The following is a 19,690-nucleotide window of genomic DNA, read 5'->3' as shown; positions in this document are numbered from 1 at the left end:
CTTGGCTCAGACAAGAAAGACATTGCTCCTCCGAAATGGGTTAAACCATTAATTTATATTTCAATAGCATGGGCGCCCTTAATCCACACAGTCACCGCATTTCTCTATGCAGGAATTCCGGGAAGGCACTTCTGGCTGACTGCAATCATGGCTGCACGATTCCTTGCATCGGCATTTTCAGGAGGCCCGGCTCTGCTTATAATCCTTGCTCTCATTATCAGGAAGACAACCAAATTTGACCCCGGAAAAGAAGCTATACAGACGCTCGGCAAGATTGTCACATACTTCATGATAACAAATGTGTTTTTCTTAGGCCTTGAGTTCTTCACGGCATTCTACAGCGGAATACCCGGACATATACATCCGTTTAAATACCTCTTTACCGGATTAGACGGCCACGCAAAACTTGTTCCGCTTATGTGGACCTCAGTGATACTGGCTATTGCCTCAATTGCTCTTCTGATATTCCCTGCCGTAAGGAGGAATGAATCAACCCTTGCCATAGCCAGCGCTATGGTCTTTATATCACTGTGGATTGACAAGGGATTCGGCCTCATCATCGGCGGATTTGTTCCTAACATGTTCGAGACGGTAACAGAGTACTGGCCAACGCTTCCTGAGACACTGATTTCAATTGGGGTGTGGGCTGCAGGATTTCTGGTGTTAACAATACTTTATAAGATTGCAATAACAGTGAGGGAAGAAACAGCAGGCGTTGAGATAGAGCACTGAAAAGCATTCTCACTATGACCTCATTAAAAGGGCTTCTTTGAATAAAAGAAGCCCTTTTAATTTGACATACCTATAAAAACTGGTGGATTTTTTATCCGATTTTATTTTATTATTACAAGGGTTCTCCCAATTCAAGAAGACCAATAAAAGAAAGTTTTGAACAACCAAAATTTGTTAAGGAGGTGAAGTTTTAATGTGGCTTGTAACAGTAGATGCGGATAAGTGCGAAGGATGCGAGGAATGCGTTAACAATTGTCCTGTTGCAGTATTTAAGATGGAGGGCGGAAAGGCAGACCCTTATCAGGCAGACCTATGCGAGGGTTGTGAAACCTGTGTAAGCGTCTGTCCAACAGGGGCAGTTACTCTTAAGGAAATGTAGGGTCTTCCATAAAACAATAAAATAAAAGGGGGACACAGAATCTCTGTTTCCCTTTTTTATTTATTGGGACTCTCTGGGAAGTTCTAAAAGAACAACACTCCCCATTTATTGACTGTAACTATATAGTTCTTGTATATTATTCACTGATTTTCACTATAGACTTGTTTTGAATTTTAAAGGAGATTAAGATTAAAATTAACGCTGTCAACTTTAACTCGCCCGAAGGAAGGGAGATTTACAGGCACAGCGCCTCACACATCATGGCGCATGCTGTAAAAGAAATATTTCCTGCCGTTAAACTCGCAATAGGCCCGGCAACGGACGAGGGTTTTTATTACGATTTTGATATAGACCGGCCGTTTACACCGGAAGACCTTGTTTTGATAGAAAACAAAATGAAAGAACTAATAAAAAAAGATAACCAGTTTACAAGAAAAACTCTACCAAGAAAAGATGCGATAGTGTTGTTTAAAAAGATGGGCGAGGATTACAAGGTAGAGCTTCTCTCGGAGATTGCGGATGATAAAGTATCCGTATATGAAGAGGGAGGATTTGTTGATCTGTGCAGGGGCCCCCACGTTCCGGCAACGGGGTTTATTAAGGCGTTCAAGCTGCTCAGCATTGCCGGCGCATACTGGCGCGGAAGCGAAAAGAACAAGATGTTACAACGGATATACGGAACTGCATTTGCTGATGAAAAGTCTCTAAAGGATTACCTTGTCTTTCTTGAAGAGGTCAAGAAAAGAGACCATAGAAAACTCGGCAAAGAACTGGACCTTTTCAGCATCAGCGAAGATATCGGGCCGGGATTAATCCTCTGGCATCCTAACGGCGCAATTATAAGAAAAACCATAGAAGATTTCTGGAGAGATGAACATTACAAAGCCGGTTATAATCTCCTCTATTCACCGCACATAGCAAAGCTTAACCTCTGGCAGAGGAGCGGGCATCTTGATTTCTACAGAGAAAATATGTATTCACCGATGGAAATAGATGGCATAGAATATGAACTCAAACCAATGAACTGTCCGTTCCATACAAGCATCTACAAAAGTTCTCTCAGAAGTTACAGGGAACTTCCAATCAGGTATGCAGAGCTTGGAACAGTTTACAGATATGAGCGTTCAGGCGTGCTTCACGGACTCTTGAGGGTCAGAGGTTTTACACAGGATGACGCGCACATATTCTGTAGGGAAGACCAGATAGAAAGCGAGATATCGAGCATCCTGGACTTCACGCTTTTTATTCTTAAGACATTCGGCTTTGATTCATATGATGTTTACCTTTCAACCAGGCCCGAGAAATATGTCGGGACACTTGAAAACTGGGAAAGCTCAACAAACGCACTGAAACAGGCGCTTGATAAAAAAGGGCTGTCATACCGGGTAGACCCGGGCGAAGGCGTTTTTTACGGCCCGAAGATCGACATAAAGATAAAAGACTCATTGAACAGGTCCTGGCAGTGCAGCACAATTCAGGTTGACTTTAACAACCCGGAGAGGTTTGATGTTACTTACAGGGGAAGCGACGGGAAAGACCACAGGCCTATAATGATCCACCGCGCCCTTATGGGCTCGCTTGAAAGGTTTTTCGGAATTCTCATAGAGCATTACGCCGGTGCATTCCCATTATGGCTTGCGCCCGTTCAGATTGGAATACTCACAATTTCAGAAAGACATTCCGCTTATGCGCTAAAAACTGCTGATGCCTTAAAGCTTAACGGTATCAGGATTGAGGCCAATCTTGAAAACGAAAAAATCGGATATAAAATAAGAGAAGCCACTATCAGAAAAGTGCCTTATTTAGTTATAATAGGCGACAAAGAATCAGCTGAGAACAAGCTGACGGTAAGAAAGCGCAATGGTGAAAACATGGGCCCGTTTACAATAGACGAGCTTATAGAGATAATAAAGACTGAAATAGGAAGCAGGCATTAAATATATAATGTATATAATTCAGTACGCATAAGGCGTTATGTTTCACAAATAAAAACGGAGGTGAAAGTATAAGCAAACACATAAGGGTAAACGAACAGATAAGGGCAAAGGAAGTCAGGCTTATTGACGCTGATGGCAACCAGGCAGGGATTGTTTCTGTCAGAGAGGCTTTAGAACTTGCTGACCAAAAAGAACTTGATCTGGTGGAGGTATCGCCTGAGGCAAATCCTCCGGTATGCAAACTGCTTGATTTTGGTAAATATAAATACCAGATGAGCAAAAAACAGGCTCCGAGCAAAAAGATTGACATAAAAGAGATAAAGATAAGGCCTCAGATAGGCATACACGATCTGGAGTTGAAAGTAAGGAATATACGGCGTTTTCTGGATGAAGGGCATAAGGCTAAGGTGATGATGTTCTTCAGGGGAAGAGAGATGGCAAGGCCGGAGCTTGGATTGATGGTTTTCGAAAGGTTGACCCAGATGCTGCCCGGCAAGTTTAATATAGAGATGAAGCAAAAACTTGAAGGTAATCATATTACCATGGTGCTTGGGCCGAGCAGCAAATAAAATCGTTATAGCGTTCTTCGCGTTATGGCGCTATAACGCTTCACGCTCAATGCTAAAAACAGGAGGATTAATATGCCAAAGATTAAAACGCATAGAGGGGCGGCAAAGAGATTTAAGGTTACAGGCACAGGGAAAATAAAGAGGAGCAAGGCTTATAAGAGCCACATCCTTACAGGCAAGCCCTCAAAAAGAACAAGAAAGCTTAGGACTGCGACTCTCGTTTCAAAAGCAGAGCACAGCAAAATAAAAAAACTTTTACCATATATGTAGATAAAGTTAAGAGTTGAAAGTTATGAGTTGAGAGTTTTAAACTTTTCACTTTTAACTTCTAACTTTTCACTTACAGAGAGGGAGGATTAAAATGCCAAGGGCTAAAGGTGGATTTAAAACAAGACAGAGAAGAAAGAAAGTTCTTGAACAGGCAAAGGGCTATTATAGCGCAAAGAGCCGTCTATTCAGGATAGCAACAGAAGCGGTTGACAAGGCGCTGCAATATGCTTACAGGGACCGCAAGGTAAAAAAACGCGAGTTCAGGTCTCTCTGGATTATAAGGATCAATGCGGCTGTCAGGGCAGCAGGTTTGACTTACAGTCAATTTATTGCAGGGGTCAAAAAGGCAAAGATTGCTCTAAACAGGAAAGCATTGGCTGATATGGCTTACAATGATCCAAAGGCCTTCAGCGAACTCACAGAGTCCGTTAAGAAAAAGCTTGCTGCATAAAAGAGGCGGCAGCTCACCAAATGCTTGACACAGACTCTTTCAAAAAGGCGTTTCTCAGTGAATTAGCTAAGGCTGCGTCTACAGTTGAGCTTCAGCAGGTGCGGATTAAATACCTCGGGAAAAAGGGACTGCTGACAGCTCTGCTTAAAAACCTTTCTACAATACCCGCTGAAGAAAAACGGCCTTTTGGGAAAGTGGTAAATGAGCTTAAAGGATTCGTTGAAAACGAGATCGCCTCAAAAGAATCTGCTATGGGCAATGCAGACCTTAAGAAGAGACTCTCATCAGAGACTATAGATGTAACACTTCCCGGAAAATACACACCTGCAGGCAGGGAACACCCGATAAATAAAGTTCTTAGGGAGATTGAAGATATTTTTGTTTCAATGGGTTTTGGCATTGAAGAGGGACCGCAGGTTGAGCTTGATTACTATAACTTTGAAGCATTGAACATGCCGAAAGACCACCCTGCACGGGACATGCAGGATACATTCTACATCACGGACGACGTGATGCTGAGGACCCACACCTCTCCTGTTCAGATAAGGACCATGGAAAAAAAGAAACCGCCTCTGAGATTCATTGCACCGGGCAAGGTTTACAGGTGCGACGCTGATGTTTCCCATACACCCATGTTTCATCAGGTTGAGGGCTTGATGGTTGATACGGATATCTCTTTCAGCGACCTCAAAGGCGTGCTTGAAACATTCATCCACAGGATGTTCAGCCCTGAGACTCCTGTAAGGTTCAGGCCGAGCTTTTTCCCTTTCACAGAGCCTTCGGCAGAGGTTGATATAGGATGCATATTCTGCGAAGGCAGGGGCTGTCAGGTGTGCAAGGGAACAGGATGGCTTGAGATACTCGGAGCCGGCATGGTAAACCCGCGGGTTTTTGAGATGGTCGGATACAATCCGGAAATCTTCACCGGCTTTGCATTCGGCATGGGCGTGGAGAGAATAACCATGCTCAAATATGGGATTGACGACATCAGGCTTTTCTTTGAAAACGACCTGAGATTTTTAAGGCAGTTTTAGAGAAGTTTTATAACACTCCTTTTAATTATCAAAATCACGCTGCTAAAAGTTCTGCCCTCACATGAAGGGAAATCCGTTCATGCATTTGAAGTATCTTAATAATTTCAATGATATTTTCAGCGCGCGGATTTCCATTAGGACCAAGCATACGATGAATACTTTTGCTGGATTTTTTCAGCTTTCCTGCGAGTCCCTGAAAAGTAATCGTTGCGTTAATGTAGTCACGAAGAATCGCCTTGCCTGCTTCAAGGTCTCCGATGAGAAGTTCATTAACAGCCTCGATCAGCATCTGCCTGCGGAATTTGGAGTCCTTTTCAACTCTTTTAAAAATTGTCTCACGAAATCTTCTTGTTATTGCCATACAACCTCCTTAATGTTTAGCCTTTTTATTTGCCTTGTATTGAAACCAAAGCGCATGAGCCTTCTTAATGTCTTTGTCTTGTGTCTTTTTTGAGCCTCCTCCAAGCAATATAATCAGTTCATTGCCCTCCATTCCGAAATAGATTCTGTACCCGGGCCCAAAATCAATTTTGTATTCCAATACGCCCTTCCCTGCTGATTTAACATTTGATAAATTACCCTGCTCCATTCTATATAAAGCGGAAGCAACCTTTGCAGCAGTATTTGCATCAAGGCCTGAAAACCATTTCTCAAATAATGAATGCCCATCAGTTATATACTCAGCAATCTTCAATTTTGTCATCTGGCTTAATGGTAACATATTAGTTACTATTGGTCAATGGGGAAAATACTTCTTGTACGATTGATGATGGCAAGCTGCTTATCCGTAAGCCTCATTCTTTCGAATTGTCGCAGATTTCTCACAGAAGTCCTCATTTCTTGAATAGACGACATGATTGAATGTTTCGATTGGGAATTAACGTTCGCCTTAGCCACGCAAGGCTGCATTGGCTCCGTAGCATGATTTCGATTTCACTTAGGCTTGTTTCCTACGCTGACTGTTATAACGCCCGATAGCCACGGAAGCAACTTTGCCTCGTCCGGCTTATCCTTGTACCATTTGCATGGGATACCAACCTTGAGGAAGGCTGAAACAAGCTGGAGGCTCTTTTCTCTGTCCGCCTCATCTCTAAACTCAATTAGAACCCCCTCCAGTGGAGTTGCCTTCGCATTCATAAATAGACCGATTTCGCTGTCAACCTCATATCCGGCCTCTTGAAAAATGGGTCTCAATGACATAGCAAAGTCGGCACTACGTGGTAGATCAGAATCCGCATAACTCAGGGAAATCTTGGTTTTAATCGATTTCTTTAAACTGTCTTTGAATAGTCGGCGCTGTTCATTAGAGAAGATCCACGGAGCCTGTTTTTCCTTGAGGACTTCCAATTCCAGCCTTGCTACAGCCGCTTCCTTTTCAAGCACAGCGGCCCGTTCGTTAGCTCGCGCTGCCTCTACCTTCGAGTTCTCTATATTTAGCTTTGAACGTTGCTGCTCAATATCTTGGAGCTGAGAAGAGCGAATGCCCAAAGTTACAATTATTATTCCAACGACCGCACCTAATATTTGTGCAATGGTGCTGGCAAGCGATATAAAATCTGGAGAATTCCACCAAGTCATTATTTTCATTTGTAACCGACTATTAATTATCAAGCTCTTATTTATGTTTCATGGCGATAATATATCATACTTGGGAATTTTGTTAAAGAAATAAAATCCTTCACAGGCGCGGAGTACGTGTAGAAATCCGTAACCCTATTTTTTACAGACAAATTAATATCTCACCTGTAATTCACAAACTCCATATGTATCCCGAAATCTTTACCTTTGAGCATTGTAATGACTAATTGCAGGTCGTCTATCTTTTTGGCGCGGATGCGGAGCTGGTCTTTCTGAATCTCTGCCTGAACCTTCATCTTTGAATCCTTGATAATCTTAGCAATCTCCTTTGCCTTTTCCTGCGCTATCCCCTGCTGAAGCTTTATAACCTGCCTTACCGTGCTACTAGCCGCAGGCTCAATCTTGCCGTACTCAAGGGATTTAAGGGATACACCGCGCTTCACGAGCTTTGACTGGAGTATGTCGACGACGCTCTTCATCTTCTGCTCATCATCAGAGATTAGGGTAATCTCTGCATTTTCTTTGCTGAAATCTATGCTGCTCTTGCTCCCCTTGAAATCAAACCTCTGGCCAATCTCTTTTGTCGCCTGCTGAATAGAATTTAATACCTCCTGCATGTCAACCTTGCTTACTATGTCAAAAGAATGTTCATCTGCCATCTGCAACCCTCCCCATTATTAGTTTACCGCTGGTTTTTTATTTTTTAAAAGTTAATCCTGACATGCGGTGAATTGTCTCTCTGAATCTTCTCATTTGAGAGCCTTCCCGATATTTGGAGTGTTTAGTTAGGAGTTCGGCGTATTTTCACTTTTAACTTCCGAACTCCTAACTTTTTTTATTCTTCCGGAGGAGCAGATTCTGCAGACGCAAATAACTGCTGTATTTCCCTCTTCACAAATGTGTTCCGGTATTTTGCTATACCTGTACCCACAGGAATAACTCTACCCATTATAACATTTTCCTTCAGTCCCCTGAGTTCATCAACAGAGCCGTTTATAGCAGCCTCTGTAAGAACCCTTGTGGTTTCCTGAAAGGATGCTGCAGATACAAAACTCTCTGTTGCGAGAGACGCCTTGGTTATGCCTAAAAGCAACGGCTTGCCCTGCGCAGGTTTTTTGCCTTTTCCTTTTATCTTTGCATTTTCTGCCTGGAACACCACCCTGTCCACCTGTTCTCCTATCAATAAGTTTGTGTCTCCGGGGTCTTCGATCCTTACTTTCTTCATCATCTGCCTGACAATAACCTCAATGTGTTTATCGTTTATAGAAACGCCCTGCAGACGATAAACCTTCTGAACCTCATCAACAAGATATCTCTGGAGTTCCCTGGGGCCCAGAATATCAAGTATGCTGTGCGGATTTACCGCTCCATCCATTAACGGCTCGCCTGCCTTGACCCAGTCTCCTTCATGAACGCTGACATGTTTGCCCTTTGGTATGAGGTATTCTCTTGATTCGCTGCTTCCCTTAACTACAACAACCCTCATGCCTTTATGCGCGCCCTTGAATTCCACCATGCCGTCAATCTCCGTAACAATGGCCTGCTCTTTGGGCCGCCTGGCCTCAAACAGTTCCGCAACCCTCGGAAGGCCGCCTGTTATATCCTTTGTCTTTGTAGTTTCACGAGGCATCTTCGCAAGGATATCGCCCGGAGCAACAATCTGGTTTCTGTCAACGAGTATATGCGCGCCTGCCGGCAGCAGATACCGCGCAAGGTTGCCTGTCGAAGGAATCTTAAGCGTTACCTTGCCATGCTCATCCTTTATTGATATCCTGGGCCTCATGTTGGTGGGATAATCAATAATAACCTTATGGGAAAGGCCTGTCATCTCATCCACTTCTTCCTTGATAGTCACGTTCTCAGCAATATCGCCAAGGGCTATTCTTCCGCCTACTTCTGTCAGTATCGGAGTTGAATAAGGATCCCATTCAACCAGCCTCTGTCCGATTTCCACCTTCTGCCCGTTGCCGACAAGAAGCTTTGCTCCATAGACGACAGGGTATTTCTCTTTTTCCCTGCCCTTTGAATCTACAACAGCAATGTTTACGTTTCTGTTCATCACAACCAGCAAACCTTCCCTGTTTTTAACTGTGTTTATATTTATAAACTTAATCGTACCTGAGTTCTTTGCCTCAAGCACTGTCTGTTCAACTATCTTTGAGGCTGCGCCGCCTATATGGAACGTCCTCATTGTCAGCTGGGTGCCCGGTTCGCCTATGGACTGGGCTGCTATGACCCCTACTGCTTCTCCGAGTTCAACATGCCCGCCCCTTGCAAGGTCTCTTCCATAACATGCCGCGCAAGCACCAAACATAGACTGGCAGGTAAGAACAGACCGTATCTTTGCCCGGTCTATTCCGGCATCTATTATTTTTTGGGTCAGTTCTTCATCTATCGCACTATTCTTGCCTGCAATTTTCTCTTTTGATATCGGGTCTTTTATGTCTTCAGCAATGGTCCTTCCCAGAATCCTTTCTTCCAGAGGCTGAATTATTTCGCCGCCCTCTATAAGGGAAGTAACAACTATCCCGTCACTGGTGCCGCAATCCTCCTCCATTATAATTACATCCTGTGCAACATCAACCAGCCTCCTCGTAAGGTACCCTGAGTTAGCTGTTTTCAAAGCTGTGTCAGCAAGGCCTTTCCTTGCGCCATGAGTAGAGATGAAGTACTGCAGCGGGGTGAGGCCTTCCCTGAAGTTTGCAGTAATCGGCGTTTCAATAATCTCGCCTGAAGGCTTCGCCATAAGGCCTCTCATGCCCGCAAGCTGCCTTATCTGCGCTGTGCTTCCCCTGGCCCCTGAATCAGCCATCATAAAGATGCTGTTAAATGACCTTCTTTCCTTGAGGTCTTCCTCTGAAAATTTCTTGCCGTCTTCCGCGCCGAGTTCCTTCATCATCTCATCGGCTATTTCTTCTGTGACATTAGCCCATATATCTATTACCTTATTGTACCGCTCGCCCTGGGTGATAAGCCCATCTCCATACTGCTTCTGCACGTCAATAACTTCATGCTCGGCTTCTCTTATAAGTTCCGCCTTCTTGGATGGTATATGCATATCCGCCATGCATATGGACATCCCTGACTTTGTGGCATACTCAAATCCGAGTTTCTTAATATTATCAAGAAACACAACAGTTGCCCTCTTGCCGACATTCGCATAGGAGTATTCTATTATCTTTGTGAGTTCCTTCTTGGTAAGCGTCTTGTTCACAAAAGCAAACGGAATTGCCTCCGGAACTATCTCGCTGAACAGCGCCCTTCCGCATGTGCTGTCAACAAACTGACCGTCCATCTTCACCTTAATCCTTGCATGTTCATCGAGGACTCCTGCGTCATAAGCAATTCTAACGTCCTCGGCCCCGGAAAACACCTTGCCCTCACCCTTCGCGCCTGTCTTCTCTTTCGTCAGATAATATATTCCAAGAACCATGTCCTGCGTAGGCACAAGTATCGGTTTCCCGTTTGCAGGCGAAAGGATATTGTTAACAGCCATCATCAGAACCCGAGCCTCTATCTGCGCTTCTATCGACAATGGCACATGAACTGCCATCTGGTCACCGTCAAAATCAGCGTTGAATGCTGTACAGACCAAGGGATGAAGCTTTATTGCCTTGCCTTCAACAAGAATAGGATCAAATGCCTGTATACCAAGCCTGTGAAGGGTAGGAGCGCGGTTTAAAAGCACAGGATGTTCTCTTATAACCTCTTCCAGCGCATCCCATATCTCAGGCTGTTCTTGTTCAACAAGCTTTTTTGCAGCCTTTATTGTGGTAGCAAAACCCTTCTCCTCAAGCCTACTGAACACAAGAGGTTTGAAGAGTTCCAGCGCCATCCTCTTTGGAAGGCCGCACTGGTGAAGCTTAAGTTCAGGGCCTACTACGATAACAGACCTGCCTGAATAGTCAACCCGTTTTCCAAGAAGATTCTGGCGGAAACGCCCCTGCTTTCCTTTTATCATGTCACTCAAAGACTTCAACGGCCTCTTCGTTGCCGTCTTCAATACACGGCCTCTCCTGCCATTATCAAACAGGGCGTCAACCGCTTCCTGAAGCATCCTTTTCTCATTCTTTATGATTACGCTTGGAGCCTTTAATTCCATCAGCCTTTTTAATCTGTTGTTTCTGTTTATTACCCTTCTGTAAAGGTCATTCAGGTCTGATGTCGCAAACCTTCCGCCTTCAAGCGGCACCAAGGGCCTGAGGTCAGGCGGCAGAACCGGTATTACATCCATTATCATCCACTCCGGCTTGTTCCCTGAATTCTTGAAAGACTCGACAACCTTGAGCCTCTTGGTGAGTTTCTTTTTAACGCCTATGGATACGGCGTCTCGTATCTTATTCTTCAGTTCTTTACTTAGAACATCAAGGTCCACTCTCCTGAGAAGTTCCCTTATTGCTTCAGCGCCCATTCCTGCTTTGAAACTGGTCCCAAGCTCTGCGCTCTTTTTCTTATATTCGTCTTCTGTGAGAAGTTCTTTCTCTTTAAGCTTTGTATCCCCGCGGTCAATCACAACATAGCTTTCAAAATACAGCGCCTTTTCAAGGTGCCGCATTGTCATATCAAGCAATGTGCCTATTCTGCTCGGCACGCCTTTGAGGAACCAGATGTGCGCAACCGGCGTTGAAAGTTCAATATGCCCGAGCCTGTATCTTCTGACCTTGGACTGTATTACCTCAACACCGCACTTATCGCATACAATACCCCTGTGCTTCATTCTCTTGTATTTTCCGCATATACACTCCCAGTCCTTCATCGGGCCGAAGATTTTTGCACAGAAAAGGCCGTCACGCTCAGGCTTGAACGTACGATAGTTTATCGTCTCAGGTTTCTTAACCTCTCCGTAAGACCACTCCCTTATTTTTTCAGGCGAGGCAATTTTAATTCTCAGCGCCTCAAAGTCGGTCGGATTTTTCGGCCTTTGAAAAATAGTATAGGTTTCCTCTGCCAAGCTATTCCCCCTTACCTTTTTTCTCCAGAAGCTCTACATCAAGCGCAAGGCTCTGGAGTTCTTTTATTAATACATGGAAAGACTCAGGAACGCCAGGCTCCAGAGTCGCATCGCCCTTAACTATTGCCTCATACATACGGGTTCTGCCGGTTACATCATCACTTTTTACAGTTAGGAATTCCTGCAGTGTATAGGCTGCGCCGTATGCCTCCAGCGCCCAGACCTCCATCTCACCCAGCCTCTGGCCTCCGAACTGCGCCTTTCCTCCGAGCGGCTGCTGTGTCACCAGTGAATAAGGCCCTATTGAGCGCGCATGCATCTTGTCGTCAACAAGATGATGAAGTTTCAGCATATACATGTATCCGACAGTCACAGGCCTCTTGAACGGTTCGCCTGTCCTGCCGTCACAAAGTGTTATCTGACCTGTGCCGGGGAGTCCCGCTTTCTTCAGCATATCCTTTATATCACCCTCTTTTGCTCCTTCAAATACAGGCGTTGCAACATAAATGCCCAGCGTCTTTGCCGCCCATCCCAGATGTGTTTCAAGTATCTGCCCCACATTCATTCTTGAAGGAACTCCAAGCGGGTTCAGAACTATATCCACAGGCGTGCCGTCAGGAAGATACGGCATATCCTCATCGGGCAATACCATTGCCACTACGCCTTTATTTCCGTGCCTGCCGGCCATCTTATCGCCAATCTGCAGCTTGCGCTTCATGGCTATGTATACTTTAACAAGCTTGTTTACTCCGGGCGGAAGCTCATCGCCTCTTTTAACTCTGTCAATACGCTCATCATACCTTGACTCAAGGTAGCGTACATACTGGTTTGCTTCATTGTTTACAATGCCTATTTTTTCTTTCACATCAAAGTCAGCTATCTTTACACCGATTAGATGCTCATTCTTGATTCTCTCTATATGCTTTTCCGTAAGTTTTTTGCCCTTCTGGCATAAAACTTCCTTTGTCTCGGAGTCTTTTACATCCTCTAAAACCTTCCGGTCAGCAAGCAGCTGTCGTACCTTGCGGAACTTATCTTCCTTTACTATCCGTATTTCTTCCTCCAGGTCACGCTGAAGCCTCAGAATATCTTCTTCCTCTATGCTCTTGGCCCTCCCGTCTTTCGCTGTGCCCTTTCTTGAAAACACCCTTGCATCTACAACCGTGCCCTCTATTCCAGGCGGCACATAAAGACAGCTCTCCTTGACATCTTCAGCCTTTTCCCCGAATATGGCTCTTAAAAGTTTTTCCTCCGGAGTATGCTGGGTCTCTCCTTTCGGCGTTACCTTCCCTGCAAGTATATCGCCGGGCTTTACCTCAGCCCCGATTCTGATTATGCCGCTTTCATCCAGATCCTTAAGCGCTTCCTCTCCAACATTGGGAATATCTCTTGTGATTTCTTCAGGGCCGAGCTTTGTTTCTCTTGACTCAATCTCAAACTCTTCTATATGGACTGATGTGAAAACATCTTCTTTTACAAGCCTTTCGCTTATGAGGATTGCGTCTTCAAAGTTATATCCTCCCCACGGCATGAATGCTACAAGCACGTTCTTGCCAAGGGCCAGATCACCCATGTCAGTGCAAGGCCCGTCTGCAAGAACACCGCCTTTTGTAACCGCATCGCCTACATTCACTATAGGTTTCTGGTTTATGCATGTAGCCTGATTCGACCTTTGAAATTTTATAAGGCTGTATATATCAACTCCGCCTCCGTCTTCCTTGCTCTTCACAACAATTCTTGAGGCGTCAACACTTTCAACTATGCCTGCTCTCTTTGCTATAACAAGCGCGCCCGAGTCCCTTGCAGCCACATATTCCATTCCTGTTCCTACAATAGGCGCATCTGAAGAAAGCAAAGGCACTGCCTGCCTCTGCATATTGGATCCCATCAGCGCCCTGTTTGCATCATCGTTTTCAAGGAAAGGAACCATGGCAGCCGATACGCCGACAATCTGTTTCGGTGATACGTCCATACACTGCACTTCCTTAGGCGTTACCATTCGGAAATCTCCGCCTACTCTTGCAGAGACAGTCTCACCGACAAGATGCCCTTTTTTATCTACAGGTGAAGTCGCCTCGGCAATAACGAACTTCTCACCATCAATAGCAGACAGATATTCAACCTCTTCTGTCACTCTTCCATCCACAACTTTTCTGTATGGAACCTCTATAAACCCGAATTCATTAACCCTTGCATATGTTGCAAGTGATGTTATCAATCCTATGTTGGGGCCTTCCGGCGTCTCTACCGGGCATATCCTTCCGTAATGTGTAGGATGAACATCCCTGACCTCAAAACCTGCACGCTCCCTGGTGAGGCCCCCTGGGCCGAGCGCTGAAAGCCTTCTTTTATGCGTAATCTCAGACAGAGGATTTGTTTGATCCATAAACTGGCTGAGCTGGCTTGTGCCGAAGAACTCCTTAACGGCAGCCATCACAGGCTTTGCATTTATCAGGTCGTGCGGCATTGCTTCATCAAGCTCTGTAAGGGATAACTTTTCTTTTGTGGTCCGCTCCATTCTGACAAGCCCTATCCTGAACTGATTTTCAAGCAGTTCTCCAACGCCCCTTATGCGCCTGTTTCCAAGGTGGTCTATATCGTCAACCTCACCCTTGCCTGTTCTCAATGAAAGGAGATAACGTACGATCTCAACTATATCTTTATCTGTAAGGACTCTGGTCTCAAGCGGTATATCAACACCAAGCCTCTTATTTATCTTCAGCCTGCCAACCGGCGAAAGATCATATCTTTTTGCATCAAAGAAAAGGCCCTTAAACAGTTCTTTCGCCGCGTTGATAGTGGGCGGTTCCCCGGGCCTGAGTTTTCTGTATATCTCAACCAGCGCCTCATCCTGCACATTGACTTTATCTGTCAACAGTGTATCCCTGAGGGAAGAAAGATAATGCACATTATCTATAAACAACAGAGCGAGAGAATCTATCCTGGCAATGAGCATCTTATTAAAAATCTCCTCTGTTATAATCTCATTGCCTTCAAGTATCACTTCACCTGTAACAGGATCCACTATGTCCTTAAGCGTAATTCTCCCTATTATATCTTCCTTTGAAATAGGTATTTCCTTTATATGCGAGGCTTCCATCTTCTTTATTGCGCCTTTTGTAATTTTGCTTCCCTCCTTCACAATTAACTCCTTTGTGTGAGGGGCCATTATGTTCTGGACAGCCTTTACTCCGACAAGAATATCGCTGACAACTCTCGTAAAATTATTGCCTTTTATCCTGACCGTTTCTATAGGGTAGAATGTCTTTAGCAGTTCCTCATTGCTGTAGCCAAGCGCTTTGAGCACAATAGTCGCAGGGAGCCTTTTTCTTCTGTCAATTCTCACATAGAGGATGTCCTTCGTATCAAATTCAAAGTCAAGCCATGAACCTCTTGACGGTATCACACGGGCCGAATACAGAATCCTGCCGCTTGCGTGAGTCTTACCTTTGTCATGACTGAAAAACACACCGGGAGAGCGATGAAGCTGGCTGACTATAACACGTTCCGTACCATTGACGATAAATGTGCCTGTTTCCGTCATCAGCGGTATCTCTCCTATATAAACCTCCTGTTCCCTTGACTCTTTCAGCCTCTTATTTTTGCCTTCGACTTCATAGATATTAAGCCTTACTTTTATCTTCAACGGAGCTGAATATGTAATGCCCTTCTGAAGGCACTCCCTGACATTGAACTTAGGCTCTTTCATAACATAGCCCAGGAACTCAAATGCAGCTGTTTCGTTATAGTCTGTTATGGGGAAAATACTCAAAATAGCTGCCTGAAGTCCAACATCCTGTCTCTTGTCAGGCGGGACGTCTTTCTGCAGAAACTGCTCATAAGAATTTTTCTGAATGTCTATAAGGTTTGGCACTTCCATGAAAGAAGTAACTTTACCAAAATTCAACCTTTCTCTGAGAATTCTTGCCATACGTCTCCTTCGATTGCGTTATAGTGTTATAGCGTTTATTGCGTTTATTGCGTTATAGCGTTTATTGCGTTATAGCGCCGGAACTTATTCCCTTCCTTTACGCTATAACGCTCAACGCTTTACGCATTACGCTATTTTATCTCTACCTTTGCTCCCTGTTCTTCAACCTTTGCCTTAATAGAGTCAGATTCTTCCTTTGTGACTCCGGTCTTAATAGGCTTCGGAGCGCCATCAACAAGGTCTTTTGCCTCTTTGAGTCCGAGTCCTGTAATCTCACGAATAACTTTTATTACCTGGATTTTCTTATCGCCCACTGAGGCAAGAATTACATCAAAACTTGTCTTCTCTTCTGCAGCAGCAGGTGCGCCAGCTGCGCCTGGAGCGGCAGCCATTGCCATAGGGGCCGCTGCTGTCACTCCATATCTCTCCTCAAACTCCTTAACGAACTTTGACATATCAAGCACTGTCATATTGTCAAAGAATTCTAAAACCTGTTCTTTTGTTACTGACATTATTTATCCTCCTGTTTATTTAAGTTATGAGTTAAAAATTATGAGTTAAGAGTTATAAAACCTCCTTCAACTTTTAACTTCCAACTTTTAACTTTTTTTGTTCTAATGCATTCACTGCGTATGCAAAACTGCTGACTGTCGCCGACAATGCCCCTGCCATTTTGCTCAGCGGCGCATTAAATACGCCTGCCAGCATACTGAGGAGAATTTCTCTCGGCGGCAGTGCGGCTATTGATTTGATGTCTTCAGCATTGCAAAGCATGCCTTCAACAACTCCGCCGTTTACCTTTAGCTTATTATTCTTCTTGGAATACTCAATGACCTTCTTTGCAACCTGCGCAGGATCGGCATAGCCGATGGCAATCCCGACAGGGCCTTTTAATAAATCACTGATTACAGACAGGCTTGTTTTTGCAGATGCCGCTCTTGCAAGCGTGTTCTTTACAACCTTGTACTCAATCCCTGCACCGCGCAACAATCGCCTCAATTCAAAAAGCTCGGCAACGGTTAATCCTTTATAATCCGTCAGAACCACTGCTTTTGCCTTTTTGAATCTATCCTTAAGCTCAGCTATAAGGTGTGTTTTTTCTTCCCTTTTCAGTTTATCCTCCTTTCCCAGAGACGGGGAAAGCGTCTCGGTAGGCTGTCCGCCTGAGGCAGACAATTAAAGTCCCGACTATACGCCGGGGCAACCTACTGTCTCTGACTTTATTTAAAATTAAAGTTAGAAGTTGAAAGTTATGAGTTAAGAGTTTTAAAACTTTTAACTTTAAACTCTACACTTTTAACTTACTTCGCTGCTGTCAGCCTGCCAACATCAATTTTTACACCGGGCCCCATCGTAGATGATACAGCCACCTTTTTTAGATATTTGCCTTTGCTTGTAGGCGGCTTAGCCTTTATTATTGCGTCAATCACTGCCATGGCATTTTCTATGAGCTTCTGATTATCAAATGAGACCTTACCGATCGGCACATGTATCAATCCTGCCTTTTCGGTTTTATACTCTATCTTTCCGGCCTTTATCTCTTTTACAGCCTTTGCCAGATCAAATGTAACCGTTCCGAGCTTGGGATTCGGCATAAGTCCCCTCGGGCCCAACAACTTACCAAGCTTTCCTACGAGACCCATTATATCAGGCGTTGCAACTACCTTATCAAAATCGAACCAGCCCTGCTGTATCTTTTCAATAAGGTCTTCAGCGCCGACATAATCTGCGCCTGCATCTCTGGCCTCTTTCTCTTTCTCACCTTTTGCAAAGACAACAACCCTTACCTTTTTGCCTGTCCCATGCGGAAGGACAACAGCGTTTCTGACCATCTGGTCTGTTTTTTTGGCGTCAATCCCGAGATTCACAGCCATGTCAACAGTCTCATTAAATTTTGTAAAGGAAGCTTTCTTTACAAGACCTATGGCATCCTCAATAGAATACTCTTTTCCTCTCTCAACTTTTTCTCTGGCTTCTTTAATCTTCTTGCCCATTTTCACTCTCCCATACATAAAAAGTTAGAAGTTAAAAGTTAAAAGTTAAAAGTTTTAAAACTCTTAACTCATAACTTTCAACTTTCAATTTAATCTGTTATTTCCACTCCCATGCTTCTTGCAGTTCCGCTGATAATCTTTACCGCTGCGTCAATAGAGTTAGCATTGAGATCTGAAAGCTTTGTCTGTGCTATTTCTTTGACCTGCGCAGAAGTTATCCTGCCAACCTTGTCTTTATTGGGAGTGCCTGACCCCTTAATAATCCCTGCCGCTTTTTTTATTAATTCGGATGCCGGCGGTGTCTTTGTTATAAATGTAAACGACCTGTCCGAATATACGGTTAAAACAATAGGAATTATAGTGTCACCCAGCGCCTGTGTCTGCGCATTGAATGTCTTGCAAAATTCCATTATGTTGATACCGTGCGGGCCAAGCGCCGGGCCTACAGGAGGCGCCGGATTTGCCTTTCCTGCAGGTATCTGCAGTTTCACCTGAGCTGTTACTTCTTTCTTAGCCATTTATCTCCTCCGTTTAATGCGTTATAGCGTAGAGCGTTGAGCGTTATGGCGCAAAACCCCATACGCAATAAACGCTATAACGCTAATCATGCCCGTTCCACCTGAAAAAAATTAAGTTCAACAGGCGTCTGTCTGCCGAATATGCTGACCATTACCTTGAGCCTTCCATGATCCATGTCAACATCCTCAATATATCCAAGAAAATTAGAGAAGGGCCCGTCTGTTATCCTGACTGTCTCATTCTTCTGATACTGTGTCTTAACCTGAGGGGCATGGCCTTTTTCCATTTGCTGCAATATAACATCTACCTCTTCCTGTGATAATGCCACGGGATTTGATCCCCCCACAAAACCAGTCACTCTCGGCGTCTTCCTGACAAGATGCCATGACTCGTCGTCCAGTTCCATCTCAATAAGAATGTATCCCGGATAGAATTTCTTATTGCTCTCTTTTTTCCCGCCGCCTTTGAGTTCAATTATACGCTCGGTAGGAACCAGAACCTGAGCTATCTTATCCCTAAGATTTTTCTTGTCTGCCTTGTCCTCTATAGCCTGCTTTACCTTTTCTTCCGAGCCTGAATACGTATGTACAACATACCAGTTTTTTCCCATTTCTTACCTCAATAACCTGCTCACTAATTTTGATAACCCAAGGTCAATAACTCCCAAAAACAGAGATACCGCCACAACTGCAATAATAACCACCCATATAGACCCTACAAGTTCGTCTTTGCTTGGATAAACAACTTTTTTAACCTCAATTTTCACTTCCTTAAAAAATTCCTTAATCCTGTTAAACATCCCTTCTCCCTTGCGTTATAGCGTTATAGTGTTAATTTTTCCTTATCGCCATAACGCTCTACGCCATAACGCTCATTGGCAGGCCAGGAGGGATTTGAACCCCCAACCCCCGGATTTGGAGTCCGACGCTCTGCCGTTAGAGCTACTGGCCTTTTTATGGCTTGGTTTCCTTATGCGATGTATGCTTTCTGCAATGCCTGCAGTATTTCTTTCTCTGCAACTTCTCAGTCGTATTCTTCTTGTTCTTCATCGTTGAATAATTTCTCTCTTTACACTCTGTACACTGAAAAAGAATTATATCGCGCATAGTCGTTTCACTCCATTTATTTTAGTGCAGTAGCACAGTAGAGCAGTAGTTTTTTACTACTGTTCTGTTGCTCTATTGTTCTACTGCCCCTGATTTATTGTATTACCTCTGTCACAACTCCTGCTCCCACTGTACGGCCGCCCTCTCTTATCGCGAATCTCAGTTCCTTTTCCATGGCTATCGGCGCTATCAGTTCTACTGTTATGGTTACGTTGTCCCCGGGCATCACCATCTCCATT

The 19,690-nt window shown here is 44.4% G+C and carries 21 protein-coding genes and 1 tRNA gene; 7 read left to right on the top strand and 15 right to left on the bottom strand.

Translation table 11 applies throughout. The features are described from left to right. The 7 genes from nrfD to pheS all read left to right on the top strand — a co-directional run. On the top strand, window positions 1-732 hold a 732-nt coding region (nrfD, locus tag HY035_05085; GenBank protein MBI3377763.1), incomplete at its 5' end, for a polysulfide reductase NrfD. Between the two features lie 193 nt (window positions 733-925). Beyond that, entirely contained in the window at window positions 926-1,111 is a 186-nt protein-coding gene (locus HY035_05080) for a 4Fe-4S binding protein (protein MBI3377762.1), read from the top strand. Window positions 1,112-1,281: 170 nt separating this feature from the next. Further along, on the top strand, window positions 1,282-3,048 hold the full coding sequence (gene thrS, locus HY035_05075; GenBank protein ID MBI3377761.1) for a threonine--tRNA ligase: 1,767 nt from the start codon (window positions 1,282-1,284) through the stop codon (window positions 3,046-3,048). Between the two features lie 68 nt (window positions 3,049-3,116). Then, a complete protein-coding gene (locus tag HY035_05070) occupies window positions 3,117-3,617 on the top strand; it encodes a translation initiation factor IF-3 (protein MBI3377760.1) in 501 nt (166 codons plus the stop codon). Between the two features lie 72 nt (window positions 3,618-3,689). Continuing rightward, a complete protein-coding gene (gene rpmI, locus HY035_05065; GenBank protein MBI3377759.1) occupies window positions 3,690-3,887 on the top strand; it encodes a 50S ribosomal protein L35 in 198 nt (65 codons plus the stop codon). A 91-nt stretch (window positions 3,888-3,978) separates the two neighbouring features. Beyond that, entirely contained in the window at window positions 3,979-4,338 is a 360-nt protein-coding gene (rplT, locus tag HY035_05060; GenBank protein ID MBI3377758.1) for a 50S ribosomal protein L20, read from the top strand. Window positions 4,339-4,358: 20 nt separating this feature from the next. Then, window positions 4,359-5,372 (top strand): phenylalanine--tRNA ligase subunit alpha, encoded by a 1,014-nt coding sequence (gene pheS / locus HY035_05055; protein ID MBI3377757.1) that lies wholly within the window; start codon window positions 4,359-4,361, stop codon window positions 5,370-5,372. 34 nt (window positions 5,373-5,406) lie between these two features. Here pheS and HY035_05050 read toward each other — a convergent pair whose 3' ends face one another. The 15 genes from HY035_05050 to tuf all read right to left on the bottom strand — a co-directional run. Then, complete coding sequence (locus tag HY035_05050; GenBank protein MBI3377756.1) at window positions 5,407-5,733, bottom strand: transcriptional regulator; 327 nt, start codon at window positions 5,731-5,733, stop codon at window positions 5,407-5,409. Between the two features lie 9 nt (window positions 5,734-5,742). Then, complete coding sequence (locus tag HY035_05045; protein MBI3377755.1) at window positions 5,743-6,075, bottom strand: type II toxin-antitoxin system RelE/ParE family toxin; 333 nt, start codon at window positions 6,073-6,075, stop codon at window positions 5,743-5,745. Between the two features lie 230 nt (window positions 6,076-6,305). Further along, window positions 6,306-6,959 carry a hypothetical protein gene (locus HY035_05040; protein ID MBI3377754.1) on the bottom strand — a complete coding sequence of 218 codons (654 nt, stop codon included), beginning with the start codon at window positions 6,957-6,959 and terminating at the stop codon, window positions 6,306-6,308. A 152-nt stretch (window positions 6,960-7,111) separates the two neighbouring features. Beyond that, window positions 7,112-7,609, bottom strand: a complete 498-nt coding sequence (locus HY035_05035) for a YajQ family cyclic di-GMP-binding protein (GenBank protein MBI3377753.1) — start codon at window positions 7,607-7,609, stop codon at window positions 7,112-7,114. A 176-nt stretch (window positions 7,610-7,785) separates the two neighbouring features. Further along, on the bottom strand, window positions 7,786-11,901 hold the full coding sequence (rpoC, locus tag HY035_05030) for a DNA-directed RNA polymerase subunit beta' (protein ID MBI3377752.1): 4,116 nt from the start codon (window positions 11,899-11,901) through the stop codon (window positions 7,786-7,788). Window position 11,902: 1 nt separating this feature from the next. Beyond that, window positions 11,903-15,832 carry a DNA-directed RNA polymerase subunit beta gene (gene rpoB, locus HY035_05025; protein MBI3377751.1) on the bottom strand — a complete coding sequence of 1,310 codons (3,930 nt, stop codon included), beginning with the start codon at window positions 15,830-15,832 and terminating at the stop codon, window positions 11,903-11,905. Between the two features lie 131 nt (window positions 15,833-15,963). Continuing rightward, window positions 15,964-16,344: a 50S ribosomal protein L7/L12 gene (rplL, locus tag HY035_05020; protein MBI3377750.1), complete on the bottom strand. Its 381-nt coding sequence runs from the start codon at window positions 16,342-16,344 to the stop codon at window positions 15,964-15,966. A gap of 73 nt (window positions 16,345-16,417) precedes the next feature. Beyond that, window positions 16,418-17,008 carry a 50S ribosomal protein L10 gene (gene rplJ, locus HY035_05015; GenBank protein ID MBI3377749.1) on the bottom strand — a complete coding sequence of 197 codons (591 nt, stop codon included), beginning with the start codon at window positions 17,006-17,008 and terminating at the stop codon, window positions 16,418-16,420. Window positions 17,009-17,133: 125 nt separating this feature from the next. Next, complete coding sequence (locus HY035_05010; GenBank protein MBI3377748.1) at window positions 17,134-17,826, bottom strand: 50S ribosomal protein L1; 693 nt, start codon at window positions 17,824-17,826, stop codon at window positions 17,134-17,136. Between the two features lie 89 nt (window positions 17,827-17,915). Beyond that, window positions 17,916-18,344 carry a 50S ribosomal protein L11 gene (gene rplK / locus HY035_05005; protein MBI3377747.1) on the bottom strand — a complete coding sequence of 143 codons (429 nt, stop codon included), beginning with the start codon at window positions 18,342-18,344 and terminating at the stop codon, window positions 17,916-17,918. 86 nt (window positions 18,345-18,430) lie between these two features. Beyond that, entirely contained in the window at window positions 18,431-18,955 is a 525-nt protein-coding gene (nusG, locus tag HY035_05000) for a transcription termination/antitermination factor NusG (GenBank protein ID MBI3377746.1), read from the bottom strand. A 3-nt stretch (window positions 18,956-18,958) separates the two neighbouring features. Continuing rightward, the gene (secE, locus tag HY035_04995; protein ID MBI3377745.1) at window positions 18,959-19,144 is read right to left on the bottom strand and encodes a preprotein translocase subunit SecE; all 186 of its coding nucleotides are present in this window, start codon (window positions 19,142-19,144) and stop codon (window positions 18,959-18,961) included. 76 nt (window positions 19,145-19,220) lie between these two features. Beyond that, window positions 19,221-19,296: transfer RNA gene (locus tag HY035_04990), tRNA-Trp, on the bottom strand. 2 nt (window positions 19,297-19,298) lie between these two features. Then, the gene (gene rpmG, locus HY035_04985) at window positions 19,299-19,451 is read right to left on the bottom strand and encodes a 50S ribosomal protein L33 (GenBank protein MBI3377744.1); all 153 of its coding nucleotides are present in this window, start codon (window positions 19,449-19,451) and stop codon (window positions 19,299-19,301) included. A 94-nt stretch (window positions 19,452-19,545) separates the two neighbouring features. After that, window positions 19,546-19,690: elongation factor Tu (tuf, locus tag HY035_04980; GenBank protein ID MBI3377743.1), on the bottom strand; the 145-nt coding region annotated here is incomplete at its 5' end.

Source organism: Nitrospirota bacterium, from assembly GCA_016195565.1.
Lineage (GTDB): Bacteria > Nitrospirota > Thermodesulfovibrionia > Thermodesulfovibrionales > UBA1546 > UBA1546.
Note: the sequence above shows the minus strand (reverse complement) of the source record. Positions and strands in the feature narration are given on the sequence as shown.

What these genes read in the sequence shown, in the direction of transcription:
- HY035_05080 (MBI3377762.1), top strand. Translation starts at nt 926, where the DNA reads ATGTGGCTTGTAACAGTAGATGCGGATAAGTGCGAAGGATGCGAGGAA.
- rpmI (MBI3377759.1), top strand. Translation starts at nt 3,690, where the DNA reads ATGCCAAAGATTAAAACGCATAGAGGGGCGGCAAAGAGATTTAAGGTT.
- rplT (MBI3377758.1), top strand. Translation starts at nt 3,979, where the DNA reads ATGCCAAGGGCTAAAGGTGGATTTAAAACAAGACAGAGAAGAAAGAAA.
- pheS (MBI3377757.1), top strand. Translation starts at nt 4,359, where the DNA reads ATGCTTGACACAGACTCTTTCAAAAAGGCGTTTCTCAGTGAATTAGCT.
- HY035_05050 (MBI3377756.1), bottom strand. Translation starts at nt 5,733, where the DNA reads ATGGCAATAACAAGAAGATTTCGTGAGACAATTTTTAAAAGAGTTGAA.
- HY035_05045 (MBI3377755.1), bottom strand. Translation starts at nt 6,075, where the DNA reads ATGACAAAATTGAAGATTGCTGAGTATATAACTGATGGGCATTCATTA.
- HY035_05040 (MBI3377754.1), bottom strand. Translation starts at nt 6,959, where the DNA reads ATGAAAATAATGACTTGGTGGAATTCTCCAGATTTTATATCGCTTGCC.
- HY035_05035 (MBI3377753.1), bottom strand. Translation starts at nt 7,609, where the DNA reads ATGGCAGATGAACATTCTTTTGACATAGTAAGCAAGGTTGACATGCAG.
- rpoB (MBI3377751.1), bottom strand. Translation starts at nt 15,832, where the DNA reads ATGGCAAGAATTCTCAGAGAAAGGTTGAATTTTGGTAAAGTTACTTCT.
- rplL (MBI3377750.1), bottom strand. Translation starts at nt 16,344, where the DNA reads ATGTCAGTAACAAAAGAACAGGTTTTAGAATTCTTTGACAATATGACA.
- HY035_05010 (MBI3377748.1), bottom strand. Translation starts at nt 17,826, where the DNA reads ATGGGCAAGAAGATTAAAGAAGCCAGAGAAAAAGTTGAGAGAGGAAAA.
- rplK (MBI3377747.1), bottom strand. Translation starts at nt 18,344, where the DNA reads ATGGCTAAGAAAGAAGTAACAGCTCAGGTGAAACTGCAGATACCTGCA.
- nusG (MBI3377746.1), bottom strand. Translation starts at nt 18,955, where the DNA reads ATGGGAAAAAACTGGTATGTTGTACATACGTATTCAGGCTCGGAAGAA.
- secE (MBI3377745.1), bottom strand. Translation starts at nt 19,144, where the DNA reads ATGTTTAACAGGATTAAGGAATTTTTTAAGGAAGTGAAAATTGAGGTT.
- rpmG (MBI3377744.1), bottom strand. Translation starts at nt 19,451, where the DNA reads ATGCGCGATATAATTCTTTTTCAGTGTACAGAGTGTAAAGAGAGAAAT.